Annotated in this window: 19 protein-coding genes; all 19 read right to left on the bottom strand. The window is 59.6% G+C overall.

The window, feature by feature from the left end; translation table 11 throughout:
• Window position 1 precedes the first annotated feature (1 nt).
• Genes tssI through tssF form a run of 19 tightly spaced genes read right to left on the bottom strand, consistent with a single transcriptional unit; the run spans window position 2 to window position 25,934 of the window.
• The gene (tssI, locus tag NTD81_RS17825; protein ID WP_262184066.1) at window positions 2–2,095 is read right to left on the bottom strand and encodes a type VI secretion system tip protein VgrG; all 2,094 of its coding nucleotides are present in this window, start codon (window positions 2,093–2,095) and stop codon (window positions 2–4) included.
• Window positions 2,096–2,152: 57 nt separating this feature from the next.
• The gene (locus NTD81_RS17820) at window positions 2,153–3,160 is read right to left on the bottom strand and encodes a serine/threonine-protein kinase (RefSeq protein ID WP_262184065.1); all 1,008 of its coding nucleotides are present in this window, start codon (window positions 3,158–3,160) and stop codon (window positions 2,153–2,155) included.
• Window positions 3,161–3,170: 10 nt separating this feature from the next.
• Window positions 3,171–3,899 carry a PP2C family protein-serine/threonine phosphatase gene (locus tag NTD81_RS17815; protein ID WP_262184063.1) on the bottom strand — a complete coding sequence of 243 codons (729 nt, stop codon included), beginning with the start codon at window positions 3,897–3,899 and terminating at the stop codon, window positions 3,171–3,173.
• Window positions 3,899–7,438 (bottom strand): type VI secretion system membrane subunit TssM, encoded by a 3,540-nt coding sequence (gene tssM, locus NTD81_RS17810; RefSeq protein ID WP_262184062.1) that lies wholly within the window; start codon window positions 7,436–7,438, stop codon window positions 3,899–3,901. The genes NTD81_RS17815 and tssM overlap by 1 nt, the downstream gene beginning before the upstream one ends.
• The gene (gene icmH / locus NTD81_RS17805) at window positions 7,435–8,316 is read right to left on the bottom strand and encodes a type IVB secretion system protein IcmH/DotU (protein WP_262184061.1); all 882 of its coding nucleotides are present in this window, start codon (window positions 8,314–8,316) and stop codon (window positions 7,435–7,437) included. Before icmH ends, tssM begins: the two co-directional genes overlap by 4 nt.
• A gap of 2 nt (window positions 8,317–8,318) precedes the next feature.
• Entirely contained in the window at window positions 8,319–9,650 is a 1,332-nt protein-coding gene (gene tssK / locus NTD81_RS17800; RefSeq protein WP_262184060.1) for a type VI secretion system baseplate subunit TssK, read from the bottom strand.
• Window positions 9,651–9,653: 3 nt separating this feature from the next.
• The gene (gene tssJ, locus NTD81_RS17795; protein ID WP_262184059.1) at window positions 9,654–10,136 is read right to left on the bottom strand and encodes a type VI secretion system lipoprotein TssJ; all 483 of its coding nucleotides are present in this window, start codon (window positions 10,134–10,136) and stop codon (window positions 9,654–9,656) included.
• A 5-nt stretch (window positions 10,137–10,141) separates the two neighbouring features.
• Window positions 10,142–11,338 (bottom strand): type VI secretion system-associated FHA domain protein TagH, encoded by a 1,197-nt coding sequence (gene tagH, locus NTD81_RS17790; protein WP_262184058.1) that lies wholly within the window; start codon window positions 11,336–11,338, stop codon window positions 10,142–10,144.
• Between the two features lie 19 nt (window positions 11,339–11,357).
• Entirely contained in the window at window positions 11,358–11,492 is a 135-nt protein-coding gene (locus tag NTD81_RS17785) for a type VI secretion protein (protein WP_262184057.1), read from the bottom strand.
• Window positions 11,493–11,544: 52 nt separating this feature from the next.
• Window positions 11,545–12,255 (bottom strand): hypothetical protein, encoded by a 711-nt coding sequence (locus NTD81_RS17780; RefSeq protein WP_262184056.1) that lies wholly within the window; start codon window positions 12,253–12,255, stop codon window positions 11,545–11,547.
• Entirely contained in the window at window positions 12,248–14,407 is a 2,160-nt protein-coding gene (locus NTD81_RS17775) for a lipase family protein (protein WP_262184054.1), read from the bottom strand. Before NTD81_RS17775 ends, NTD81_RS17780 begins: the two co-directional genes overlap by 8 nt.
• Window positions 14,408–14,413: 6 nt before the next feature.
• A complete protein-coding gene (locus NTD81_RS17770) occupies window positions 14,414–15,175 on the bottom strand; it encodes a hypothetical protein (RefSeq protein ID WP_262184053.1) in 762 nt (253 codons plus the stop codon).
• Between the two features lie 6 nt (window positions 15,176–15,181).
• Window positions 15,182–15,904, bottom strand: coding sequence for a hypothetical protein (locus tag NTD81_RS17765; protein WP_262184052.1), 723 nt, complete (start codon window positions 15,902–15,904; stop codon window positions 15,182–15,184).
• The gene (locus tag NTD81_RS17760; protein WP_262184051.1) at window positions 15,901–16,767 is read right to left on the bottom strand and encodes a DUF4123 domain-containing protein; all 867 of its coding nucleotides are present in this window, start codon (window positions 16,765–16,767) and stop codon (window positions 15,901–15,903) included. The genes NTD81_RS17765 and NTD81_RS17760 overlap by 4 nt, the downstream gene beginning before the upstream one ends.
• Complete coding sequence (locus tag NTD81_RS17755; protein WP_262184050.1) at window positions 16,764–18,863, bottom strand: type VI secretion system tip protein VgrG; 2,100 nt, start codon at window positions 18,861–18,863, stop codon at window positions 16,764–16,766. The genes NTD81_RS17760 and NTD81_RS17755 overlap by 4 nt, the downstream gene beginning before the upstream one ends.
• 17 nt (window positions 18,864–18,880) lie before the next feature.
• The gene (locus NTD81_RS17750) at window positions 18,881–20,389 is read right to left on the bottom strand and encodes a sigma-54 interaction domain-containing protein (protein ID WP_262184049.1); all 1,509 of its coding nucleotides are present in this window, start codon (window positions 20,387–20,389) and stop codon (window positions 18,881–18,883) included.
• Between the two features lie 10 nt (window positions 20,390–20,399).
• On the bottom strand, window positions 20,400–23,066 hold the full coding sequence (gene tssH / locus NTD81_RS17745; RefSeq protein WP_262184048.1) for a type VI secretion system ATPase TssH: 2,667 nt from the start codon (window positions 23,064–23,066) through the stop codon (window positions 20,400–20,402).
• Window positions 23,067–23,124: 58 nt separating this feature from the next.
• Window positions 23,125–24,180: a type VI secretion system baseplate subunit TssG gene (gene tssG, locus NTD81_RS17740; protein WP_262184047.1), complete on the bottom strand. Its 1,056-nt coding sequence runs from the start codon at window positions 24,178–24,180 to the stop codon at window positions 23,125–23,127.
• The gene (tssF, locus tag NTD81_RS17735) at window positions 24,144–25,934 is read right to left on the bottom strand and encodes a type VI secretion system baseplate subunit TssF (protein ID WP_262184045.1); all 1,791 of its coding nucleotides are present in this window, start codon (window positions 25,932–25,934) and stop codon (window positions 24,144–24,146) included. The genes tssG and tssF overlap by 37 nt, the downstream gene beginning before the upstream one ends.
• Window positions 25,935–26,000: the final 66 nt, after the last annotated feature.

Below are 26,000 nucleotides of genomic sequence, written 5' to 3'. Positions count from 1 at the left end.
TTCAGCGTGCGACCACGGCCTGAGCTTTGCTTTGTGCTAGGCGCAAGCACTCTTCGCATACGGCGGGCAGTGGTTTATCGACGCAATTGCTGAGTACGGGCTCCAGCAAGCTGCCGGCTTTGTCTTTGTCCGCTGCGCCGGGCTGTAGCGGGGGTTTGATGGCGATGCCTGAGCCTTTGCCGGGTGAGCCGCCGGCGTTGATGCGGGCGAGGGGGCCGACCAGGGTGATGCCGGCAGGGTCGAGTTTGATAAAGCTGCCGCCGGCGCTTAAGGTCAGTTCGGTGCCGGCTTCGATGACCATTTTTTGCCCGGCTTTAAGGTGAATCTCGCGGCCGACTTTGGTCAGCTGCGCGGTGCCGAGTTGGATATGTTGGTTCTGGCCGACGGTTAAGTGATCGTCGGGTTTGACCTCGACTTTGCGCTCGCCGACGACGGTCAGGTGCTCTTCGGCCTTGAACTCGCTGTAGCTGTTGGCTTCGACCAAGTCATGGCGCTGGTTGCCGACACGGATCTTTTGGTCGTGCTCGATGTTCTCGTCCCAGTCGCGCTGGGCGTGCAGGTAGATTTGCTCGGCGCCTTTTTTGTCTTCAATGCGCAGCTCGTTGTAGCCACCACCGCCGGGGCTGCTGAGGGTTTTAAACAGGCTGCGGGTTTTGTGGGCGGGCAAGTCATAGGGCACCACGTGCTCGGCGTGGTACAGGCAGCCGGTGACCAGCGGCTGATCGGGATCACCTTCAAGGAAGGTCACCAGCACCTCCATGCCGATGCGCGGGATGGCGATGCCGCCATAGTTATCGCCGGCCCAGCTATTGGCCACGCGCAGCCAGCAGCTGCTGGTGTCGTCGCCTTGGCCTTCGCGGTCCCAGTGGAACTGCACCTTGATGCGGCCGTATTTATCGCAGTGGATTTCTTCACCTTTAGGCCCGGTGACTACCGCTGTTTGGCTGCCCAGCACCTTGGCTTTGGGATGCTTTAGCTCAGGACGGAAGGGCACCTGCCACGGCGTGGCGGTAAAGCGATTGCGATAGCCCTGCGAGAAGTCGCCCTGCTGTAAACCATCGCTGGCCTGGATATGGCTGGTGACGGACTCTTCCAGCACCTGTGGCTGCTTGCCCTGGTGATGGATTTCACGCAGCAGCCAGAGGTCGTTGTAGTCGTCACGGGGGTGGGCGGCTAGCGGTAAATAGTGGCCGCTGACCAGCAGCGGCTGATCACTCTCGCCCTCGGCCAATTGATAGTCGCTGCGATGGCGTTCCAGATGGCGCTGGCTCAGATGTTTGCCACGCACGCGCTCGACAAAGCGCCCGGGGTAGTCGTAATCCTCTAAGTCGGGCAGAGGTTTGCTGCCTGCCTCGACCTCGGCCTTGTAGGCTGCTTCCATCAGCACGCGTGGCTTTTCAAAGTCGTAATCGCGGCGCGTGGTGCGGCTGGTGCGGGTCTCCAGGCGCAGCTTAAAGCGCTTGATCACCGGCTCATCGGCGACCATGCCGCTGTCTTGTTGGTAAGCGGTGGGCGCAGCCAGAGCGGGGAAGGCGTTTTGCTCATCGGCAAACACCAGCACGTGGCCTTGCTCGCTGTGCTGGAAGTGATAGTGGATACCTTCCTCCTCGCACAGGCGCTGGATAAAGTGCAGATCGCTTTCGTCGTACTGCACGCAGTACTCGCGCTCGGGGTACACCGTGGGGCCGAACTGGAATTTATAGGCATCGCCGAGAATGCCGTGCTCCTCCAGCACCGTGGCGATGATTTGCGCGACGGTGAGCTGCTGGAAAATCCGCTGATTGGTGCGCAGGGCCAGGTACGCCAAGTGCGGCACGATGCTCAGTTGATAGCGGGTCAGGCGCTTGCCGGATTCGCCTTGGGCGGTTTGGTAGATCAAGCCGTGGATGCCTGCGCCACCTGGAGCCAGGGCGAGGAACGCGGGCTTGTGCAGCAAGCTGTGCAGATCCAGCTCGGGGTTTTCACTCACCACTTCAACCTCGAAGCGATAGGGCGTGCTGATGGCTTCCCGACCAGTGAATTCGAGCACTTGCAGATCATGCTCAAGGCCGGGAATGCTGAGGCTGAAGTGAGTTTCATTGGCCGGGTTAAACATAGTTAATTCCTTAAACTAAAAACTTCCATTAAGGCCTGAGGGTAAGACGCCAAGGCGCTACCAGAGTCTGAAAAAACCGCGTTTAGCTAGACGAAAGTGCGCCAGTAGTTCGGTGCAATCGATGTTTCTGTGCTGCGGGGCAAAGGCCAGCGCTGTGCGCAACGCCGGCCAGCAGTGGCGCGGCAAATGCTTGGGCTTGGCGAGGTGCGTATCTAGCCGCTCGGCCTGTGCCTGCGCGGCGGTTTGCCGGTTAAACGGATGACGGCCGCTGGCCAGCTCATACAGCACGCAGGCGAGGGCGTAGACATCGGCACGGGCGCTCAACGGTTCGCCCGCGAGCAACTCCAGTGCGGCGTAGCGCGGCGTCCAGGCGGCAAAACGCTCCCGGCTGATCCGCGGCAGTTCTGGCAAGGTGCCGGCGACGGCTTGGCCTAAACCAAAATCAAACAGGCGCAGACCGTCCTCGGCGAGGATCACATTGCTTGGCTTCAAGTCGCCATGCAGCACACCATGGCGGTGGGCATAGGCCACCGCCTCAAGCAGCGCAGCCGCGATGGGTTGCAACTGGGCCCAGGGCAGACCATCCGGATGGCTGCACAGCAACTGATCCAGGGTCAGGCCCTTGAGCAGCTCCATGGTGATAAAGGCGTGCTGGCTGGGGATGTCCACGTCGAAGTTATACAGGCGCACCACATGGCGATGATTAAGCCGCGCCGTGAGGGCGTATTCGCTGTAGAGCAGGGCGTGGGCATCGGGGCTTTCGGCGAAGTCATCGCTGAGGGTTTTCAGCGCCACATAGGGCTCAGGGTCCGCGAACTGTTCGCGCAGCAGGTCACGCGCTAAGTACACCGCGGCCATGCCACCGACACCCAGCACGCGCTCGATTTTATAGCGCCCGGCGAGCACCTCCGGCAGCGGCCCCCGGCAACTCGCCGCTGGGGCTACGGCAGGTGGCGCGGCGGTCGCGGCGAGGGCGAAGTAAGTCAGATCGCTGGCCGCGTCCACCGTGTCGAGTAACCCGGCGGGGCTTGCGTCTAACTCGTAGGTGCGCAGTGGCTCGCTCATGCTGACCTCCTCATTGGCGCACCACCACCGCACTGAGATTGTCCCGCGCCGGACCCGCCAAAGCGTGCTCGACCAAACGGTTAAGGCTCAATTGCGGTGAGGGCAGGTTTAACGCGGCGCTTAATTCATCTGCCGACAGGCTTTGATAGAGGCCGTCGCTGCACAGCAAAAAGGCATCGCCGGGCAGCAGATCCAATTCAAGGATTTCCAGCTTGAGCTGATCGCTGGCGCCGATGGCTTGGGTCAGCGCATGGGCGGCAGGATGACGGGCGGCTTCGCTGGGGCTGAGTTGGTCCTGGTCGATCAACTGTTGCAGCAATGAGTGGTCGCGGCTCAGTTGATACAGACGGCGCCCGCGCCACAGGTAGCAACGGCTATCACCGGCCCAAATGCAGGCCGCCCGATTGGCCTCAATCAGCAGCGCCACCACGGTGCTGCCAATCACCGGATCGGGATGATCAGCACTCACCGTCAACTCATGGCGCAGCAGGCGATTAAGCTCATGCAAGCGCTTACGCACTTCAGCCAGGCGCTGGGCCAGATCGCCATCCAGCGGCTCGGCCAGTTGCTCAATGATCAAGCGACTGGCCAGCGCGCCGTTTTGATGCCCACCCATGCCGTCCGCCACCGCCCACAAGCCGCGCTCGGGCAAGGCGAGCACGGCGTCTTCATTACGCCTGCGCACCTTGCCCGTCTCGGTACGGGCGGCGCTACGCCAGAGTTGGGCGGTGGTCGTCATCAGAGCACCGCCGGCAGTTTGAAGTCGCGCAGCTGGGCCAGATCAAACGGGTTGGGCGAACGCTGGCTGTGCAGCAGGTAGTTGGCGCGCAGGCCGCCCAAGTTGGCTTTGATCATCAGTACATCGCGGCCACTGTGGTAGTCCACGCTCATCAAATCGAGGAAGCGGAACAGCGACCACGGTCCGGTGTTTTTCTCGATGCCGACTTTACGTCCGCCGAGTTCTTCCACCACCAGGCTGGTGCGGCCTTCATCGGCGTCGGCAGGCCAGCTAAAGGCGGTCTGCACGATAGGCCCGTGACGGTACTCCATCTGCTGGCTGCCGAAGCGGAAGTCGGCGCGGCTTAAGCTCGAATCCAGCGAGTAAGGCTCCAGCTTAAACAGCACCTTGGGCTCGTTGGGGGTTTCCGCAAAGAAGCTGCGGCGGATGTTTTGCGCGTAGCTCATTTGCAGGAGGAACTCGCGCGACAGCGGCAAGCCTCGGCCATCCACACGGCGCACTTGATACTGACCGGCGCTGCCGCTGACGAAGGGCTTGAGGTAGCTGTCGAAGAAGCGCTCAGCAATGCCCTGGCTCTTGAAGAACTCGCGGAAGTCAGCAATCGCCACGTCACTTTCGCTGTGGGCGTTGAACGGATAACGCTGTTTCAGCGAGCCGTCATAGGCGGCGTACAGCTCGCTCTTATAGCGTTGGTTGAGGTAGTTGTAGGCATCGTTGAGCACCAGCGTCCAGCTGTCCTCGGCCAGCAGGCTTAGCCAGTTACCCACAGGTTGCGGCAGACGCGCGGCGCTGCTGCGCACTTGGTTGATGGCATCGCGTTGACCGCTCATGCGCGCCTTGGCCAGCTCAAACGCTGCTTGCTCCGGGGCACTGGCGTTGGCCAGACCGCCCAGTTGCATTTGCAGGGCATCCAGCGCTTGCAGGGCGCCGGCTAACTCCGGGCCCGCACCGTTGTTGTCATCGAGCAGGCGATGCAGCGGCTCGAAGCGCCGCTCCAGCGCCTTGCGCGCGGTATCCGGCAGGTTCTTCAGCAGCGCCGCTTGCGCTTTGCCAGCTGCGGCAGTGGCCAATTTCGCCGCTTTGCCGAGCTTGCCGGATTTATCGGCTAAGGCGTCACCTGCTTCACCGACTTGATCCGCCGCTTCGGCCAGGCCTTTAAAGCGGGTGTTGTCGCGAATCTCCACCAACAGCTGGAGCAGTGGCGAGTTAGCGGAGGTCAGGCCGGTGAGCAGGATCGACCCTTGGCTGCTGCTGCCAATGGGCTCCAGTGACAGTTGCGCCACGGCTTCGCCCCAGTAGTTGGCGTAGTCACGGAAGTACAGCTGCTCCATCTCCACCAGCAAGCGGCCCAGGTCGCTGCTGCTGAGGGTGTCGCTGCCGCCCAAGACCCAGTTGTCGCGCAGGATGTCGCGGACCATGTCGCCGCCTTGGGCGACAAACATCTTCTGGTAGCCGGCCTGGGTGTAGAAGCCCGGGATGCGGTAGTCGCTGCCAACAAACAGGGCGCCTTGCGGGCCAAGTTTTTGGCTTAAGCGATAGTCCGGCAAGCTGCGAGCTTGCTCGCGCAGCATGCGGTACACGACATTGGCCAGCGACTCGCTGCGCAGCACTTCGCGGGCTTGCGCCACCAGCGGTGCGTTCAGTTCATAGGGGGCAAATGGCTCGGCCAGCAGGCGCGCGAAGTGCTCGTTCAGGCCACGCTGACCGACGCTATCACCGGCGTAGCGCAGCGACCAATCGGCGGCTACCCACTCCTGCAGGAACTCATTGTCGCGGCGCTCCTCCAGGTTGAGCATGAGGTAAGCACGCAAGCTGTTGAGCAGGGCTTCACGGTCGTTGATGTTGGCGCGGATTTGCGCCTCCAGCTGCTTACCGACGCGGCTCAGCAGTTGCCCTTCCAGCTCTGCGCGATAGGCGCTGTGCAGGGTCGGGTCAACCTTTTGGCCTTGATACAAACCGGCGCGCTCGGTGTAGGCCACATCGCCTTTAGGTGGGAACACCTGGGTCGCGGCGTAGCTGTAATCCAGCGCTTTGAGGGCACGCAGGCTGTCGTCTTGTACGCTCAAACCATCGTGCTGTTGCAGCAGTTGCTGCGCCAGGTCACGCAGATGCTCCAAGCGGCCATGGTTGGCCGAGAAACCGCTGGCCCAGAACAGCCCAAACAGCACCAGGCACGCCAACGCCCCGGCATACAGGGCGCGCTGGCCCCAGTCGATGCGGCGGATTTCTTTTTTATCCAGGCTGGCGAGGTCCGCTTCCGGGAAGATCACCCGGCTCAGCAGATGGTTGATAAAGCGCGCGCGGCCACTGCGGAAGGTCGGCAGGGCGTTGCTGTTAAGGCCCAGGTTGCGGCCAATGCTGCTGGTGCTTTGATCCAGCTGACTGCTCAGCTCAGGCGCGCTGGTCAGGTAAAAGCCGCGCAGTTGGCTGGCGCGCTGGTAGCGGTTGCCGCTGAATGCCAGTTCGCTGAACAGGCACAGGCGCTCGCCGAGCAGGCCCAGCTGGTGCGGGAAGTCGAGGATACGGCCACGGCGCTGGGTGTCGCGCTCTTGGTGCATGCGCGAGATCACTTGGCTGTTGAGGCGGCGCAGCAGCTCTTCAAACTCTTCGCGCACCACCTGTACATCACTGGAGTTCTGGCCCTTACGGAAAGTGGCACCGAGCACTTGATCGCTTTCTTCGCGGGACAGCTGGTCGAAGAACTCATCAAAGCCCAGCACCTTGTCGGCCTTGCTCAACACCAGGTACACCGGCACATCGGCGCCTAAGCGCTGGTGGATTTCATGCAGGCGCTGACGGGTCTGGCGGGCGAGGTTTTCCAGCTCGATTTCGCTGCCGTTTTGCAGCTGTGCCACCGGGATATTCACCAGCACGCCATTGAGTGGGCGGGCCCGGCGTTTACGCAGCAGGCCGAGCAGGGTCTGCCAGGCACGGCCGTCGATATTAGGCTCGGGCTGGTTGAGGTAGCGCCCCGCGGTGTCGATCAGCACGGCGTTATCGGCGAAATACCAATCGGCGTAACGGGTGCCGGACACGTCTTTGGTCAGGCGCTGTTGCTCGCCGCGATTGAGCGGGAAGTCGAGCCCGGAGAAGTCCAGCAGGCTGGTCTTACCGCTGCCCTGTGGGCCCAGCAGCAAGTACCACGGCAGGTCTTTGCGCCAGCGCTCGCTGCGGCCGCGATACAGGCTGGAGCGCTTGAGCGTGTGCAGGGCTTGCTTGAAGCGCTTACGCAGCTCGTGTTGCTCTTCGTTGATCACCTCTTCGCGGCGCAGGCGTTCTTGCGCCGCTTCGTCGCTCTCTTCAGCTTTTTTACGCACGTTGGCGCGCCAGCTGCTGTAGACCATGCACAGGCCCCAGATCAGCACCAACACGCAGATGGTCACCAGGCGGCTGGTGGCCGACTCCCAGAACTTAAAGTCGTCCACCGCCAACAGCGGGCCGGCGAACCACACCAGCAAGGCCAGAACAATAACCAGACACAGGCTCCACACCCAGGTCTTGCGGAAAAACGCCGCTAACTTGCGGAAAAAATTTCTCATGACGACTCATCCATGCTGACGTCTGCATTGGGCAGCAACTGCTCGTAAGGCTGCAGAATGGTTTCCCTTTGCTCGCTCAATACCCAGGCGAAGCCGCTGTACAGCAGCACCAGGCACACCAGGGTAAACAGCGCGACCATCCACCACGGCACGATGCGCACCAGCCGCCGGCCGGTGTCTCTCAGGCCCTGCCAGTGCGGTGAGACTTCGCGCGGAATATCGCCGCGCAGTTGGCGAATCTGCCGGTACAGGCTGTCGCGCACAGCTTCCAGCTCGAGCATGCCGCGTGGCAGCACGCGGTATTTGCCCTCGAAACCGAGGGACAGGCACAGGTACATCAGCTCCAGCATCGGCAGGTGCTTAACCGGGTTGCGTGACAGGCGCTCCAGCAGCTGGAAGAACTTCTCGCCACCGAAGGTTTCGTTGTGGAAGCTCGACAGCAAGCTCATTTGCGACCATTCGCTCTCGTTGCCCCACGGGGTGGTCACCACGGCTTCGTCGACCACGGTGCACAGCACGTAACGGGCCGCCATCACCTGGCTGCTTTCGGCGCCTTCATGCAGGGCGCGGTGCTCGAATAGCTTGATCGCGCTGGACAGGCGTTGGTTGAGCGCGTGCATGTCCTCGCTATCAAAACTGTGCTTGAGCCGCACTACTTCTGAGAGCAGCGAAGCGGCCGCCGCGACCAGCGGATTGAGGCTGATGTTGAAGCTCTCGGCGGGGCGCAAACGGGCGGCGTAAATCATCCGCTCTTCGAGTTGTTCAAATTTCGGTGGAGTGGCGAAGTCGGTCAGCGGGCTGTGCGCGCTGCTTTCGCCTTGACGGTTGAGGATGACGGTTTTGTCATCCTGGCCGTAGTCCATATCCTTGGATGTCATATTCAGTTCCTGATCGCCCAGAATTTCAGCTCAAGCCCGGTGAATTCGCCGGACACGTGAATGGCAAAGCCGCCGGAGCGCTCCAGTTGCGCCAGGTCCTCGGAGCTGAGCTCCAAGGCGAAATAGGTTTTGCCCGAGTGGAAGGGGATTTGCCGTGGCGCTACGGGTAGCGGTTTGACCTTGATCCCCGGCAGGTGCAGGTTGACCAACTGGCGAATGCGCTCCACCGGGCCGACCTTGAGGTGTGCCGGTAGCCGCGTGCGCAGCTCTTCGGAGTCGCACTCGGCGCTGGCGGCGAGCACAAACGAGGAGGTGGCGAGCAGCTGGTGATCGTGCAGCGGCGACACCTGAATGCCGTACTGACGCTGTTGCAACAGCAGCTCGATGGCGTGTTGCTCCAGCACCATGGACAGTACCTGGCGAATCGCATTCATCAGCTTGCGAAAGCTGATGCCCTGATCGCTGTGCAGGTAGCTGCCATCCAAACGAGGGCGTTTATCTTCGCTGGAGAAGGTCGCCAGTTCGCCGAGCAAACCCAGCAGCTCGCGATAGATCTGCTCCGGATGCACCTGCTCGACGCCCAGGTAATGGCGCAGCACGGGCTCGGCGCGGTTGATCAGTTGCAGCATCATAAAGTCGCCGAATTCCGCACCACCGACCTTGCCGGTGGAGCGAATCCGCTCGGCGAGGATGTCGCCACGGTGGGCGAGCATGCTGATCACTTCTTTCAGGCAGCTGAGCAGGTAGCTGGAGGCCTGGAAGTTGACGTAGGTGGGGATAAATTCCGGGTCCAGGCTGATCACGCCATCGGGCGTGGTGTCCAGCACATCGCACAGGTGCAGCTTCACATAGGCCTGATCGCTCTGATGCTCGCCGAGCAGCAAGCGGAAGTCCGGGCGGCCGCAGCTGACTTGGCTGGTGGCGCTGTCGCCGGCGTTGGAGTCGGTGACTTCCTCTTCAAAGGCCACGTAGCGGGCGAGCACATCGCGCTGTTCCAGACGGCGGCTTTCGATGTGGTTGCCGGTAACCAACGGCAGGGCCAAGTACACCGGGGTGTTGCCGGTATTGGCGGGCACGTCGAGGGTCAGTGGCTCGCGCTCGGCACCGATATCAAACAGGGTGCCGTCGGGCAAAATACCGCTGGCCTTACCGACCACCAGTTTGCCCATGCTGAGAAATTGCCGATCGATTTCCAGCTCGAAAAAGCCCCAGGCATAGCTCGACAGCTTTTGCGTGCGCACCTTGAGTTGGTAATCGTAAAAGCGATCGTTTTGTTGGAAATGTTGCGGGCGCAGGAGCATGCCTTCCTGCCACACCACTTTATGCATGGCCATGGCTTATTCCTTATCCTGCTTGAGGTCGTCTGGGTCCTTGATGCCGGTGGCATCCAGGCTCAGCACGCTGCTGTTGCGCTGCCCTTCGGTGATCGGAATGACATAACGCCAGTTGCTTTCCGGCAGGTCACGGTAGGCGGCGAGCACACCGACATAACGGCTGCCGGACTGGATCGAGAGCTTCATTTCGCGCACTTCGCCAGGGCGCAGTTCGAGTTCTTCGAGCACCACTAAATCCGGCGACAAGGCTTCTTTGGGGCGCTGATAAAGCGAGAAGAAATCCGCCGTCTCGAAGCTCACCGGGTGCTTGAGTTCGATCAACCGCAGCACGATAGGCGAGGGCCGCCCATTGAGGTCGGGGTTGAGTTTCTCGCTGCCTTTAAGGGTCAGATCAAGCTTGGTCAGGCTTGAGTACGGCGACAGCGTCGAACAGCCAGTGAGGGCCAGAGCACTGGCCAACAGCACCAGCATGAGGGAACGGTACATAGGCATCATCCTTGAACATCATTGTTAAGCGTGGCGATTAAGCGCACTTGTTCTTCGTAGGTGCGGGCGAAGTCGCGGGCAAATAGACGCTCACTCCACTCATCGTTATGCGCCATGCTGCCGTGCAGGCGGTTGAACGCACGCCAATGGCTGCCGGCGGTATTGAGCAGCGGCTTATTGCCTTCGCGCTCAAAGCGCAGCTTCAGTTGCTCCGGCGCCAGCTGTTCAAACAGCCCTTTAACGGCAGCGCGGCTGGCCGCCAGCATGGCCACCTGATGCGCCTGCAAGTCGCGGAAGCTATGGCTGATGGTCTGCTCGGCGCTGAGCTGACCGACCTTACCGCCGCGCAGCAAAGCGTTGAGCGCGGCACTGCTGTCGCTGGTGTGTTTGAGCGGGTTATTGCCGGCGCTTTGCACCGTGGTCAGGGCCAGACGCAGCTCGTTTTTCAGCTCGCTGCGGGTGCGCAGGGCCTGCTGCAAACTGCTGATGCTTTGCTTGAGCAGGCTGGCGCTGTGGATGGCCAACGCTTCGCGGGCGTCATCGTCCAGATCATCCAGCGAGACGCCCAAAGCGGCGCTGAACTTCTCCCAAAAGGTTGGTGGCAAACGCACCGGCTGCGGTGCGGGTTTTGGCGGTACCGGCGCGGTGGGCATCACCAGTTCCGGCACCAGCAGGTTCTCTTCATCGATCTGCGCATAGTCGCGTTGCTGCGCCTGGCTTTTCGGTGGCTGCAGAACGGCGGTGAGGTCATCCACCTCGGCATACACCTGCTCTTGTTGATCGATGGCGGTCAGCGGGTCGAGATCGAGAAACGCGTCATCCGGAATAATGCTGCCGCCGGCCCGGCTCAGGCCCAGATCGGCACTGAACACCGCCGGGTCTTGAACCAGGCGCGCCCGAATCTCGAAGTCACCAAAGCAGTACACGCTGCCGTGCTCAATGCGCTGTGGCTGGTTTTTACGCAGGCTGGCGCCGCTGTCTTTAAGCTGAATGCCATTGCTGCTGGTGTCAGTGAGGTAGAACGCGCCATCGCGGTAACTCACTTCGGCGTGGCGGCTGGACAGCACACGCTTACGATCCGGAATCACCCAGTCACAATCCTCCGCCCGGCCAATGATGCCGCCGGCCTGTTTAAAGGTTTTGCTGGTTAATTGTCCCGGCACAAACTGCTGTGCGCTGACTACCTCAAATACCAGTTCCATGGTGCTTAACTCCCTGTGCTCAGTTGCTGCGCTTGGTAACTTGGGGATCACCGAGCGGACGATATTCATCGTCATCAAATTTGTAATTACCGCTGCACGCCGCTAACAGCAGAGTGAGGGCGATCAGGGCGGTGGGTAGGTAAATCCGTTTCAAGGTGTGCTCCGTTTTTCTTGAATCAGCTAATTTAGTGTTGTGAATTCTGTTTTTAATAATTCATTAAGTGATGGAAGTAGAGGCCTTTTCTGTTGATGAGTGTGCAGGGGCCAACTGCGGATCCATTCCCGGTAGAAGGCATACTTGCCGCTAGTCCTTTCAGATACATATAGGCTGGATCACAGACGAATAGGTGAGTCTTAGTAGCTCGGTAAGCGATCTTCTCGAGCTGATCATTTTTAAAGGACAGCGTGTATCGGGCTTTTCCCATAGGGATTACCAAGGGGATAGTGACCAGAACATGCAGCACAAGCCCGTGCCACAAATATGGCTGCTCGTAATAGGTCCAAGTGATAAAACCATCCTTGCTGGAGGTTTCATCAGGGCTTCCCCAGAGCTGCTTCACTTCTTCGCTGTTATAGCGTTTGCCCGTGTCTACGTATCGTTGGTCATATTGCAAAGAGCGAATCTGGCCCGCTGTTTGAGGCTTTAAACGGCGATTAGTTGGGAAGCTATCAGTGGGTGAATAGACTTCCTCATTGCTTGTGGCCACCACTCCAGCGCCTACACAGCCGCAAAGGCTGATGTAGATAAATGACAGCAGGGGCCAATGGCACTTCACCTTCTGGCCCCAGCCGTTTATCTGCCGCCTTTTAACGTGTGAGCGTCGCTTGAGCATTCGCAAGTCAGCCGAGTACGCATCTGCTTGGCTTGAACCAGACCACCCCTTGAGAGCTCCGCTGGGCATCAGATCGCTAGGCATATAGCTTTGCCCCAGCACTCGGAACTTTGGCGAGTAACTCGGCTTGTGCGTTGGCGTCGATAGCGCGCCATTCACTCACCAGTTTCTCCAATTCAGGATTTTGCGCTTGGTCGCCAAACACATCTGTCAGGGTCAATGGTCGTTGTGCCTGATTGAGCAGACGGCTGCGCGCGACAATCAACTCCTCGCGCTGCTTTTTGGTCAGTTGGCGAGCGAGCGTGATGCCTTCGTGGTACATCTGCCGCAGCTCTAGTTCGGATTTGCCATAGAAGCGAGTGTCGTGCTGTGCACGGATGATATGACGGAACTCAAAGAAGCTACGGGGCTGCCAATTGGCCAGTTGCTGCTCCACTTGCTCAACTTGATTGCGAATATCTTGCAGCTCACTGGCAGTGAACAGCTCACCATTGCGATTAGCCACACTCGCATTCCAGCGCAACAGGGTGGTCAACATGGCGCGGCTGTAGCCCGCATCACTGGAGTGTTCAGCTGCCGATAGGGCTTGGCCGATCAATGACTTACGTTTTGGCATATCGTTTTCAAGGTCAACAGCACCGGCATAGCTGGCGCAAACCTGTTCATCGATAGCCGCACAACCTGGCTGCCAAAGTATGGCCACTTCGCTACTGGCATTGGGTTTGCGCGGCATAAAGTGGCGCTGTTCACCGTGGTGCTCATAGGGGTCGCCACGCAGGTTGAGCAAGCCGCCCAGCAACAAGGCGATGCCCACAAGTGGCGAGCTAAACAGGGCCACTGTGCCGGGTAGCGCCAGCTTCCATTCGGCATCCATCCAAGTGAACGGCACGCCCGGCACTGGATCGTTGTGGTTGACTAAGCGGTGGTGAGTAAGGGCTGCTGCGCCTTGTACAAAAGCCCGATCTCCTGCGCGGGGAGAGCCGAAGGTGTAGAGCTGAACGTTGTCCGACCATTGGCGGCGTACCCATTCGGCTAATAGCAGGGCAATAGCGCCGCCGAGGCTATGGCCACATATCACAATGCAGTGATCTGGCCTATGGAATGCATCGAGGTAGCGTTGGGTAAATTTCTTAGCTGCTAGGAATGCCTCGTAGAAACCACGGTGGGCCTGACCATCACCTTCGGTATAGGGTACTTGTCGTGCATCTATATCGCGCAATATGTCCTGTTTTTCTTGTGTGCCGCGCAGGCTTATCAGTATCACCTTGTCGTTATGGGTAATAAACGCCTGAGTTTCGGTATCTTCGTGATAGAGAAAATGCACATCCTCTGGATTATTCCAACCTTGCCCAGCCTCGTCTGCATAACGCTCCGGGTCATAGGGCATAACCTCCAGGCGTTTGGAGTAAGGCACCTCCTCACAGATCAGGTCATAATTAGCACTATTAAACTGTGTGGGTTTTATTCGCTTCGGTAAAAGCTCGCGCAAGGCATTGCCAATACTGCCGGATGCGGAGTAAGGCGGCGGCAGGGATTTATAATTTTTCTGTTTCGGCTGACTAAACGGTGCGTACACAAAGGCGCTGAATACCGCAAGGTGATAGGCGTTTAGCGCGCAGAACTCTGGGGCACGAGAGAGCATTGGGCTATACGCGCGCAGAGCTTTTACCTCTAACACATAGTGGATATTAGGCTTAAGTGCGACCCCAAGCTGCTCTTTGGCTGCCCCGGAATTTTGCTTAAGGTTGGCCGAAGGCTTAGGGCTCCACTGCGCATCAGCATCCGGCAGATGTGCAGTGGCCTCTGCGAAGTCCCTGACTTCCACACGCATAAAGCTGGCTTTTTCACGTTGTGCCCGCTCCTTGGCTAGATAGGTTTGCCCATCTGCATGGCGGGGGCCAGTCGGGGTTTGCTCGGCGGCAACTTGAATAGCGGTTAGCGGAATTGTGAAGTTATCTCTAATGCTGATCAGTTTGTACCACGGGTCTAACCCACCATCGTCGAGGCTAGATATATTGAGTACAACAGGACCGCAGTAAATGCCCTCGACTTTTGCATGCCCTTCGCTATCTAAAGAGCCCTCCCGCGTTTGGTCTTGACTGTCATGCAGGGTATAGGGAAGCCCTGCATATGGTTTGCCGTCGCCATTTTCGTCAACTAGGCGGAAGCTGACCCAATGCCCTTTCAGAGGGCACTGCAATACTTCTGTTTTAGATATTACTGCTGAGTCATTCATCCCTGATCATTCCGTGCAGTTGGGGTAAACGGTGCATTCACGACCGTTCATTTTGAAAGTTTTGAAAACAGGCGGTACTTGGCAGTTAGGCCATCCTTCCTTTGGCAGACAAGGTTTCCATCCTTCAGGAAACTTGACCCAGGTATCCCTGAGGTACGGCCTCTCTTCATCGCTCACTGTGAAGTCCAACTGCACAATTTTCCCCGGCAAGGTATCCACAGCCAGATAGGCGCCGGCGCTTTTGCATTTTAGAAGTTTGCTGATTTCTCCTAAGTGGGATTTAGCTGTGCTTTGTTGAAATAGCCACGTGCATTGGGCTTGCTTTGTGAGGTAGCCATCGGCCTTAAACTCCAGGGCGCCTTCGGGCAGCGCATCGACAATTCTTAGCTCGCCGTTATCGTAGGTGTTCTGCCAGTCCTGCTCGCCGTAGCGCCCTTCGATAAACAGGCCAACCCGCGCCAGTTGCATTTCACATAGGCCATGGCGGTAAGTGACGGGAATCTCGAAGTTGTACTGCTGGGGCGTGCTCTGAAATTCGGTCTTAAAGGTCTTGGCTTTGCTGCGCCCGGCAGTGCAGTCATTGGCCACGCTGTAATGCGCTTGCGCGCGCAGCGAGAAGTCCGCGGGCAGCTTGCCTTTAAAGGTAAAGGTCTTCTGCGTCAGAGCCTCGCCAACGCCAACGCCAACGCCACAGGCACTCAGCGACAAGCTCAGCAATGCCGGCCACAACAGTGCGCGTAGCGCGCGAGGGTTAGGGGTAAGCGTCATCCCTGATTACTCCGTGCAGTTGGGGTAAACGGTGCATTCGCGACCGTTCATTTTGAAAGTTTTAAACAACGGAGGCGTTTGGCAGCGATCGGACTTTTCTGTTCCTTGGCATAGCCTCCAGCCTGTTGGTGTTTCTATCCAGCGCCTGTCGTAGGAAGGTTCTTCTTTGGGGTTTACGCCGAAGTTCAAAGTAATTTTTTTACCCGGTAGCTCAGCTAGAACCAGGTGTGCACCTGCTCCTTTGCAGTTAAGGAGTTTTGAAATCTCGAGGTAGACCTTACTTTCTTGGAACCACCACGTGCAGGTCGCTTGCTTGGTTAACCTACCGTCAGCTGAAAAACTCGGTGCTTTTTCTGGCAGTTTGTCGACTATGACCAAACTGCCGTTGGCGTAGGTCTGTTGCCAGTCTTTTTCGCCATAGCGGCCATTAATAAACAAAGCGACTCGCGCTAACTGCATTTCACAAAACCCGTCGCGGTAATTCACAGGGATCTTGAAACTGTAGTGTTGTGGATTTTTCTGAAACGCAGTCTCAAACGATTTGGCTTGGCTGCGGCCATCGCAGTTGTTGGCCACGTTGTAGTGAGCTTGTGCTCTTAGGGAAAAGTCGCTTGGCAGCTCGCCCTCAAGAGTAAAGCTGTCGCCCGCAAGTGAGCTCAAGGCACTGCAAGCGCTCAGTGACAGGCACAGTAGTGCCGGCCACAACAGTGCGTGCAATGCCTTGCTCATACCTGTAGCTCCAGAACTGTGCTGAGCTGTTTACGGCAGCGCTCAAAGTGGCTGTCGGCAGTTTCAGCCGGCAGTGGTGCCCAGCGCTTATCAGCCGCAATAATTGGGTCGAGCTGCTGGCTTAGCAGAAATTCAATACGCTCCTGAGCGTGCCAATCCCACTGTTTAGCTTTGACCAGTTGTTCGTCGAGCCAGGTGCTGAGGTTGTGCGTTTCGGCCAGCTCAGCGGTAGCGGCTGAGTGCTCCTGCCATAACCACTGCTCTAAGTTATGCCGCTGAATGTCGGCAGATATTGCCTCGGGCTCTGCGAGCTCTTGCCAAGGTTTCGCGAACGGCGCGGGGTAGAGGGCCGGTTTCGGGTTTTCAAAGCTTTGCCAAGCTTGGCCGTCCCAGCACAGGGCACTCGCGAGCGGTCCCAGCAGTAGCGGGCGTTGCTCCGCGCTGAGCTGGGCCAGATGGCGAGCGATCACGCGGTTATCTTGAAAGCGATACAGCGACCGTTGTGTCTGCTCATCAATCAGCATGCGCTCACGCCAATGCTGGCTAATGCTGGCGATATCGCTACGTGCGGCACTGGCCAGCCAGCCCCAATGGCGCTCTGGTGTTTGCAGCAGTGTTTGGATGAGCGCGTTATTGGGTTGGCTCAAGTGCACCAGCCAAGGCCCTACCTCCGCCATATCGCTAAACTCGGTGCCCAAGTAAAGATTGCTGTAGCTCTGCATCAGGTCAGCAGTAAACAGCTCAACCACAGGGTTCGGTTCGGCCAAGCTATCGATCAGCAGAAACAGCTCACGCTGCTGCTTGAGTTGCTCTGTTAGCCATTGCTCGGCCAAAACTGTGGCTGCCACGGGCGTAGTACTCATAGATTGGCCACTGCTGCATTAGCTGGCTTTGCCGTGAGCGCACATAAGCCCTCGCGGCAGGCCTCGCAGATTGGGCAGCGGCTGGCGCCCAGCTCGCGGGCCTTACGGGCCATTTGCAATTGCGCCAACGCCAACTGTGGTTTAGCTCCTGCTGTGGCGCTGTCTGCCGCCCCCGGAATTACCGGCATAAGGATGCCAATACCGCTGCCTTTGCCTGGTGCGCCGCCGGTGTTGACGTTGATATTGGCGCCGCTGAGGGTGATGCCGCTGGGGTCGAGTTTGAGGAAGCTGCCGCCGCCGTTGGCAGTGAGTTCCATGCCGGCGTCGGCGACTACTTTGTTGCCGGCGTAGTAGTGGATTTCGTTGCCGGCTTCGACGAATTGGCCGACGCCGATTTTCACGTGCTGGGTGTTGGCGACGGTCAGGTGATCGTCACTGCGTGTTTCGATCTTGCGATCAGCGTGGGTGGTGCGGTGTTCTTCGGCTAAGAACTGGCTGTAGCTGTTGGCCTCGACGCTGTCGTGACGCTCGTGGCCGATGCGGATTTTTTGGTCGTGTTCGATGTTCTCGTCCCAGTCGCGCTGGGCGTGCAGGTAAATCTGCTCGGCACCTTTTTTGTCTTCGATGCGCAGTTCGTTGTAGCCGCCGGCGCCCGGGCTGCTCAGGGTTTTAAACAGGCTGCGGGTTTTATTGGCAGGCAGCTCGTAGGGCACCAAATGCTCGGCGTGGTACAGGCAGCCGGTGACGAGGGGCTGATCCGGGTCGCCCTCAAAAAAGCTCACCAGCACTTCCATGCCGACGCGGGGAATGGCCACGCCGCCGTAGCGGTCGCCGGCCCAGCTGGAGGACACGCGCAGCCAGCAACTGGTTTTGTCGTTGGCTTCACCTTCACGATCCCAGTTGAACTGCACCTTGATGCGGCCGTATTGATCGCAGTGGATTTCTTCGCCGGCGGGGCCGGTGACTACCGCTGTTTGGCTGCCCAATACCTTCGGTTTGGGATGGGCTAAGGCGGGGCGATAGGGCACGTCCCAAGGGGTGGCGGTAAAGCGGTTGCGATAGCCTTGCAAGAAGAGGCCATCACTGTTCTCAAGCTGGTTGCTGATCGACTCTTCCAGCACTTGCGGTTGTTTACCCTCGTGCTCAATTTCATTGAGCAGCCACAGTTGGTTCCAGTCCTGCTGGCTGTGCTCGGTGAGGTTGAGCAGGTGACCACTGACCAGCAGTGGCTGATCGCTTTCGCCATGGGCCAGTTGATAGTCGCTGCGATGGCGTTCGAGGATGCGCTTGCTCAGGTGTTTGCCGCGCTCGCGCTGCATAAACAGGCCGGGGTAGTCGTAATCTTCGAGCTGCGGCTGGAAGCTGCTGGTGGTCGCCGCTTCCATCTGCAAACGGGGTTTTTCGAAGTTGTAGTCGCGCCGTGTCACGCTGCTGGTGCGAGTCTCCAGGCGCAGGCCGAAGCGCTTGACCACCGGTTGATCGGCGACCAAGCCGCTGTCTTGCTGATAGGCCGTGGCAGCGAGTTTGCGCAACGCGGTTTGGTCGTCCGCGAACACCAGCAAATGGCCCGAGCTGCTGTGTTGGAAGTGATAGTGCAGGCCTTCTTCTTCACACAGGCGCTGAATAAAGTGCAGGTCGTTTTCGTCGTACTGCACGCAGTATTCGCGTTCGGGATAAACCGTCGGGCCCAGCTGAAACTTATAGGCGTCGCCTTGGATGCCGTGTTCTTCCAAAACTTGGCTGATGATTTGCGGCACGCTTAAGTGCTGGAAAATTCGCTGGTTGGTGCGCTTGGCCAAATAGGCCAGATGCGGGCGCAAACCGATGTGATAACGGCTCAGGCGCGCGCCCGAGTCGCCTTGGCCAATGCGATAAATCAGCCCATGCACGCCGCCGCCATTGGGCGCAAACGCGAGGAAAGCCGGCTGATGCAGCAGGCTTTGTAAGTCCAGGTCAGGGCGCTCGCTGATCAACTCGATGTTGAATTCAAAGGGCTGGCTGATGGCCTCGTGACCATTAAATTCCAGCACCTGCAAATCGTGGCTGGCGCCCTCGATGGTGAGGCTGAAATGGGTCTGGTTGGCGGCGTTAAACATGCTCTTCTCCTTAAGCCTTAGACGTCAGCCGGGCTGATATTCAGCCGCTGCATGCGGTACAGCAGGGTGCGGCGGGGCAAGCCCAGCTCACCGGCGGCGCTGGTTTGGTTGCCGCGGTTTTTGCGCAGACAATCGAGCAGCAAACTGCGTTCGACGCGTTCCATGCGCTCGCGCAGGCTGAGGTTACTCGGTTGGATATCGGCGCTTTGGGGGAGGTAAAAATGTTCCGGCAGCAACTCGCTGCCCTCACACAACAGCACGGCGCGTTCGACTATGCCCTTAAGTTCGCGCACGTTACCGGGGAAGCTGTAGCTGGCCAGGTGCTCCAAGGTGCCATCGGCCCAGCGACAGGTTTCACGCTGCAACAGGCTGGTGGCTTTGTCAGCGAAATAGCGGGCGAGAGTGAGGATGTCTTGCTCGCGCTGGCGCAGCGGCGGCAGTTCGATGGGGAACTGCGCTAAGCGATAGAACAGGTCTTCGCGGAACTGGCCGCTTTCCACCAGGCTACGCAGGTTGTGGTGGGTGGCGGCGACGATACGTACATCAACCTTGTGGGTGTCGGTACAGCCCAGTGGGCGTACTTCGCCTTCCTGCAACACACGCAGTAATTTGGCTTGCAGGCTCAGCGGCATATCGCCGATTTCATCGAGGAACAGGGTGCCGCCATGGGCAGCATCAAACAGCCCCGGATGGTCACGGTCAGCACCGCTGAAGGCGCCTTTGCGGTAGCCGAACAATTCGCTTTCGAGCAGATTTTCTGGCAGCGAAGCGCAGTTTTGCACGACGAATTTTTTGCTACGGCGCATGCCGCAGTTGTGGATGGCGTGGGCCACCAACTCTTTCCCCGTGCCGGTTTCGCCAGTCAGCAGGACGCTGACCGGGTTGTGCAGCACCTTGCTGATCATCTGGTACACACCGCGCATGGCGGCGCTGTCGCCGATCAGGCCGTAGCCGCTGGCGTCCTTGCTGGTGAGCACCGGTGTTGGCGTGACCTGCGGTTGGCGCAGGCGATGGAGCAAGTGCAGATGGCCGATGGCAAAGCTGCCGAGCTGGCCCAACGAGCGGGCAAAGCCGTGCAGCTCAGCGGGCTCCTGACTGGCCACGACAAGCAGGCCATTGACCTGTTGCTGTTCGTCCAGCAGCGGTTGGCACAGCAGGCTGCGCCAAGGCTTGGCGGCTTCGGGCAAAAAGCCGGTTTGATGCAGGCTGCTGTCCAGTTCGCTCAGGCACAGGGTTTGGTTTTGCAGCAGGCAATATTGCAGCAACTGCTGGCCGTCGTAGTCGCTGGATACGCTGGCGCCGGCAGAGGCCTGCAGCTCGCCCGCGGTCCACTGCGCGCTTAAAGTCAGGCGCGTGTGCGTGTCGTCGAGCAGATACAACTGGCTCAGCGCGCAGCCACTTAACTGGGCGGCGCTGCTGACCACGCCGCCGAGCAACGCCTCGCTGCTGGACGCACGCGCCAGTACGGCGAACTGTTCCAGCAAGCTTTCGGCGTAGCGCAGCGGTTGGCTGATCTGGCTAAACATAAGCGACTCGTTAAGCGAACTCACAAACCACCGTGCCTTGCTCATCCACGCCGGCGTGCACCTCTTGTAGGTGCTCGCCATTGGCCATGGCGGCGAGTAAACGATCGACCACCAGCGGTTGCAGGTGTTGGTCGATCAGGTGATCGATCAAGCGCGCACCGCTGTCACTATGGGTGCAACGCTCCACTAGGTTTTGCAGCAATGCTTGGCTGTAGTGCAGCTGCAACTGGCGACGCTGCAGGCGCTCGGCAAAGCGCGCGAGCTTGAGCTCGACCAGTTGGCTGAGCACTTCGCCGTTGATGGGGTAGTAAGGCACTACGCGCATACGGCCCAGCAGCGCCGGCTTAAAGTGCTGGGTCAGGCTGGGCCGGATGGCTTGTTCCAGGTCTTCGGCGGTTGGCCGTTGCTCACCTTGGCAGAGCCCGGCAATACGCTCGCTGGCGAGGTTACTGGTCATCAAAATCAAGGTGTTGCGGAAGTTGATTTCGCGTCCTTCGCCATCGTTGGCCACGCCTTTATCAAAGATTTGATAGAACACGTTCATCACATCCGGATCGGCTTTCTCGACCTCATCGAGCAGCACCACCGAGTAAGGTTTTTGCCGCACCGCTTCGGTGAGCATGCCGCCTTCGCCATAGCCGACATAGCCGGGCGGCGCGCCAATCAACCGCGATACGGTGTGCTTCTCTTGGAATTCGGACATGTTGATCACGGTGAGGAAACGCTCACCGCCATAGAGCAAATCCGCCAGGGCCAGAGCCGTTTCGGTTTTACCCACGCCGCTGGGGCCGACCAGCAGGAACACGCCGACTGGCGCATCGGCGCGGTTGAGGCCGGCAGCCGTGGCGCGCATGGAGCGGTCCAGGGCGACAACGGCTTGTTCCTGGCCCCGCACACGCTGGCGCAGGTCATCGGCGAAGCTCAGTACCTTGCTGTTGTGCTCACGGGCCAGTTGCGACAGCGGTACGCCAGTCCAGTGGCTGATCACCTCGGCGACCAAGCGCGGACAGACCTCAAAACTGACCAAGCGCTCATGGGCTTGGGCGCTGGCCAGCTGCGCTTGCAGATCGGTCAATTCGGCTTGCAGTTGGGCCAAGTCCGTGACTGGCTCGGTGCTCGCCACTTCGGCTGTTACGCCTTCTTCAGTAACCGCTACTTCTTCGGCTGCAGGCGCCGCTTCAACTAGGCTGGCGCTGCGGGCATGGGCGACGCGTTTACGCAGCTCCAGCAGTTGCTCAGCCAGCTGGCGTTGCACGGCCCAGCGGGTTTCGATTTGTTCAAGCTCGGCGCGGGCTTGCTCCAAGCGTTGCTCAAGCGCGCTGAGGGCTTCTTGATCGATCGCAAGCCCGGCTTGTTGATCGCGGCTGATGGCGTGGCGCTGGCGCTCACCTTCGGCCAGCTCACCGCGTAAACGCTCCAGCGCTTGCGGCGCAGCGGCCAGGCTGATGCGCACGCGGGCGCAGGCGGTGTCGAGCACGTCGACGGCTTTATCCGGCAGCTGCCGCCCGGCCAGATAGCGCGCTGACAGCTCAGCGGCGGCCACTACGGCGTCGTCACGCAGGTAGATGCCATGGCTTTTTTCATAAACCGGCGCGAGGCCACGCAGGATGGTGACGGCTTCATCCACCGTGGGTTCGAGCAACTGTACGGGCTGAAAGCGGCGGGCCAGGGCGGGGTCTTTCTCGAAGTACTTTTTGTACTCGCTCCAGGTGGTGGCGGCGATGGTGCGCAGCTCGCCCCGGGCCAGCGCCGGCTTAAGCAAGTTGGCGGCATCGCCACTGCCGGCTTGGCCGCCGGCGCCGATCAGGGTGTGGGCTTCGTCGATAAACAAAATGATTGGTTTAGGCGAGGCTTTAACCTCGTCGATCACCCCTTGCAGGCGGCGTTCAAACTCGCCCTTAACGCTGGCGCCGGCTTGCAGCAGGCCAAGGTCTAGGCACAGCAGTTCAACGCCTTTGAGGGCGTCCGGGACTTCGCCGGTGGCGATGCGCAGGGCCAGGCCCTCAACGATGGCGGTTTTACCCACGCCGGCTTCACCGACCACGATGGGGTTACTTTTGCGGCGGCGGGCGAGGATGTCGATCATCTGGCGGATCGCATCGTCGCGGCACAGCACCGGGTCGAGCTTGCCGTCGCGGGCTTGCTGGGTGAAGTTGTGGGTAAAGCGCTGCAAGTTGGATTCGCCACCTGCTGCCGGGGCTTTAGCGGTATTGGCCTGCGGTTGCTGGGCCAGGGCAAATTCGCGCAGGCGCTCGGCATTGAGCTTGGCCAGCAGCGGCTGGTATTGGCTGCCGGCATAGCGCAGTGGATTGCGCAGCAGGGCGAGAATCAGCGCGGCTTCATCGACCTGGCTTTGCTGCAGCTCCAGGCTGGCGACCAGCAGGGCGTCTTGCAGCCACTGCACCAGTTCGCTGGCAAACACCGGGTTGCGCGACTCGTTGTGCTCGCCGCGTGGTTGCAGGGCTTGGGCCAGCTCGCCGGGATCGACTTCGGCATCTTGCAGGCCGCGCGTGAGCAAGCCTTGCGGGCGCTCGAGCAGGCCCAGCAGCAAGTCTTCGACCAAGATCTTGCTGCCGCCACGCACCACACAGCGCTGCGCCGCGCTTTCCAGGTCCTGCTTGCTCGGTGCGTCGAGGGCCTGCACCAGTTGTTGTAAGTCGACGTTAATCATGTGCATCAATCCTTAATGGCTCTAGTCCGTAATTAGCGCTGCGCGGCTAGCGCGGGCGGACGCTTCATAGCGCGGCCGCCGTGGCCGTGGGTTTGGGTTGACTGGGGCTGGTTGGGGCACCGCTGCTGCCTAAGGTGACAATGCCGTCGGCGCGCTCATGGCCCAGCCAGCTGGTCCAGCCGAGCAGGCAGTGGTTGTCGGCGCCTAAGCGCAGCTCGCGGATTTCGTCTTGCCGCAGCTCCAGGCGAATGTCATAGGCCAGCGGGTCGCGCAGGGTGAAACGCACCAGCGCGCACAACGGCTGATAACCGGTGCCGATGGGCAAAAACTCATGGAAGCGCGTCCAGGTGAGTTGCTTGATGTGGATACGGAATTTGCCGCCGCGATCACGGACAAACTCGCCCAGCACGAGGCTTTCCCCCAGTTGGCTATTGGCCAGGCCCAGGCAGTTGCGCTGCTCGGCCATGATCTCCACCTGGCGCTCCAGACACTGTTCGATATACAGCTCAGCGTGCTTGAAGTAGTAGCGCAGCACCGACTCAATCAGCGCTGCCGAGTGGGCACGCAGGCTAAGCAAGCCGAGGTAGGGCAGCAGGCGCTTCCAGTTCAGCTCCTCCGCTTGGCGAATGGCTTCACCACCCAGGCCGATCAGGGCAAACAGCTGCGAGGAAAACGGGTCCAGCGCGCCGCTCTTAAAGCGCGAGTGGTAACGGTATTTTTGCCACGTAGGCAGCAGCAGGCGTTGCAGGCGGTTATTGAACAGGTCAAGGAAGTTGCGCGTTGGGTTGCCGTCTTCGCTATCGCCCAGCGCCTGCTCGCCATAAAAAGCCGGCAGTGGCGAGCCTGCGCCGAACAGGCTGACCAAGTTGATACGCATGCTCGCGCGCATCTCGCCGTGTTCTTCAAAGAAGTGCACGCGATCAATATCGCTACCCGGAAAGCCCAGGCTCGGGTTGGCCTGTAGCTCTAAGCGCTGATACAGCTGCTCCTCATCCAAGTCAGGATGGGCTTGCTGCAAGTGATCCAGCACCAGCTGCACACCCTGAAACAGGCTGTACTCGCGGATGCCTCGGCTCAGCCGAGTTAAAGCAGGGGCTGTTGCCCCATCCGCGGCGTCCATTGGTAAACCTCTCCCTGTGTGCTCTGCACGCGCAACTCGTGATACGAGTTCAAGCTGGCATACAAAGCGAAAAATTCATTGAGGACCGAGGCGAACAAAAACAGATCGCCTTCACCGATATAGCCCTCGGGGTTAATCGTTAACTGGGTGCGCACCCCGCGCACCGGCAAACCCCGATGCAAGCGGTCGACATGCTGGTGGCTGATGCTTTGCAGGCCGTCGAGCAAACGCTTGCTGACCTTTTGCGCATGCTGGTCGTAGTAGCGCGGCAAGTCGTAGGTTTCCAGAATCACCTTGAGCGCATTGACGTCGGCCAACGACAAATAGTTGAGCGACATATTGCTGATCAGCTTCCACAAAAAATCGCGATGCAGCGGCGGCGCGTAGCTGGGCGTCACCGCGCTGATATTGCGGAAGGTAAGGAACTCCGGGGTGTCCTCACTGGGCATGCAGATATCGCCGAGCTTGAGCCGGCGCGGCAAGTTTTGGTTGGTGCAGGTCAGTTCGATGGACAGCGTTTCATGCTGATCCATATGGCGCAGGGCGAAGCTCAGGTAGGTCTCCAAGCCATCGCCGAGCAGCGACGGTTGCTGGCGCACGCTGTAATGCGGGCGCGCCACTGGCACATCAAAGCTGGGGTCGTGCTCGAACGACTCAAATGCCACGTACTCTTCGTAGCCCTGGCCGCCCGGCTTCCAGCCGGTGACGCGATCGACCGAGAATACCCCGCAGTGCTGGCTGTCCATTTCCGCTGGCAGCAGCAGGTACTGATCCTGTTTGCCGTCGAGGCGGATCGGGATGGCATCATGGGCGAACAGGTTGACGATAGGTGTGCAGTACAGGCGTACGTTATCCAGGGTCGGACGGATGCGCTGCACACCGCCGTTACTGATGTCGAAGCGCAGCTCGATGCCGCGTGCCTGTTTCAGTGTGTCTTCACTTAAGCCATTGAGCACGTCGAGGCCGAGCAGATCGACAAACAGGAACTTGTCCTGGAAGGCGAAGTATTCCTGCAAATAACGATAGCCACGGAAGGTGTTCAGCGGATAGGGAATCAGCGCTTGGTCTTCCTCGAAGCCCACTGGTTGCAGCTTGCTACTGGGCAGCAGCAATGGGTCGAGCGGGCGCTGATAGAGGTCAACCAAAGGCTTGCCGGCTTCATCCAGCAACACCAGCTGAATCCCCTGCAAGTGGCGCAGCAAGCTCAGGTACAACAGTTGGCTGATATAGCGCTCACCGGCCAAATGCAGGCGTAATTGCTTGAGGCCCAGTTCACCGATATGCCCCTCGGCACTCATCTGCAAACGCAGGCTGAGCAGGGCGCCATCGCCCTTCACCGAGTAGTCCAGGGCGTTCAGTGCCAGCGGCAGCACCTCGGTAGCGAAGGCGGTACGAAAGCGACAGGTGACCCCTTCAATGGGCTTGGACTCTACGGGCGTATGGCGTGGCACTGGCAGCGCGCCGCCGGGACGTTTTAGCGGGTCAAACTGCAACATGCTGAACGCCGGCAGCGGCCGCATATAGTTGGGCCACAGCAGGTGCATCAGCGAGTGGGTCAGCTCCGGCAACTCATCATCGAGTTTCTGCCGCAGGCGCCCAGTCAAAAAGGCAAAGCCCTCCAGCAACCGCTCCACATCCGGATCGCGCCCCGCCTGCCCGAGAAACGGCGCCAACGCCGGGCTGCGCTCAGAGAAGCGTTTACCCAGTTGGCGCAGAGCGGTGAGCTCGCTTTGGTAGTAGTGGTTAAAGGACACTGAAGGTTACCTGTTTGTTGGTTTTGCAAAAAGTTGTGTAAATCGAAACATTTAGCTCACCCTGCA

Origin of the sequence: Pseudomonas sp. 5P_3.1_Bac2, from assembly GCF_025465995.1 — a bacterium.
Taxonomy (GTDB): Bacteria; Pseudomonadota; Gammaproteobacteria; order Pseudomonadales; family Pseudomonadaceae; genus Aquipseudomonas.
The sequence above is the reverse complement of the archived record's forward strand: the minus strand, read 5'-3'. Positions and strand labels throughout refer to the sequence as shown.

Coding starts and splice junctions, on each gene's coding strand:
- tssG (WP_262184047.1), bottom strand. CDS start 24,180: ATGGACGCCGCGGATGGGGCAACAGCCCCTGCTTTAACTCGGCTGAGC.
- tssI (WP_262184066.1), bottom strand. CDS start 2,095: ATGTTTAACCCGGCCAATGAAACTCACTTCAGCCTCAGCATTCCCGGC.
- tssJ (WP_262184059.1), bottom strand. CDS start 10,136: ATGTACCGTTCCCTCATGCTGGTGCTGTTGGCCAGTGCTCTGGCCCTC.
- NTD81_RS17760 (WP_262184051.1), bottom strand. CDS start 16,767: ATGAGTACTACGCCCGTGGCAGCCACAGTTTTGGCCGAGCAATGGCTA.
- tssH (WP_262184048.1), bottom strand. CDS start 23,066: ATGCACATGATTAACGTCGACTTACAACAACTGGTGCAGGCCCTCGAC.
- tssK (WP_262184060.1), bottom strand. CDS start 9,650: ATGGCCATGCATAAAGTGGTGTGGCAGGAAGGCATGCTCCTGCGCCCG.
- tagH (WP_262184058.1), bottom strand. CDS start 11,338: ATGGAACTGGTATTTGAGGTAGTCAGCGCACAGCAGTTTGTGCCGGGA.
- NTD81_RS17755 (WP_262184050.1), bottom strand. CDS start 18,863: ATGTTTAACGCCGCCAACCAGACCCATTTCAGCCTCACCATCGAGGGC.
- icmH (WP_262184061.1), bottom strand. CDS start 8,316: ATGACATCCAAGGATATGGACTACGGCCAGGATGACAAAACCGTCATC.
- NTD81_RS17820 (WP_262184065.1), bottom strand. CDS start 3,160: ATGAGCGAGCCACTGCGCACCTACGAGTTAGACGCAAGCCCCGCCGGG.
- NTD81_RS17770 (WP_262184053.1), bottom strand. CDS start 15,175: ATGACGCTTACCCCTAACCCTCGCGCGCTACGCGCACTGTTGTGGCCG.
- NTD81_RS17750 (WP_262184049.1), bottom strand. CDS start 20,389: ATGTTTAGCCAGATCAGCCAACCGCTGCGCTACGCCGAAAGCTTGCTG.
- tssM (WP_262184062.1), bottom strand. CDS start 7,438: ATGAGAAATTTTTTCCGCAAGTTAGCGGCGTTTTTCCGCAAGACCTGG.
- NTD81_RS17775 (WP_262184054.1), bottom strand. CDS start 14,407: ATGAATGACTCAGCAGTAATATCTAAAACAGAAGTATTGCAGTGCCCT.
- NTD81_RS17765 (WP_262184052.1), bottom strand. CDS start 15,904: ATGAGCAAGGCATTGCACGCACTGTTGTGGCCGGCACTACTGTGCCTG.
- NTD81_RS17815 (WP_262184063.1), bottom strand. CDS start 3,899: ATGACGACCACCGCCCAACTCTGGCGTAGCGCCGCCCGTACCGAGACG.
- NTD81_RS17780 (WP_262184056.1), bottom strand. CDS start 12,255: ATGCCTAGCGATCTGATGCCCAGCGGAGCTCTCAAGGGGTGGTCTGGT.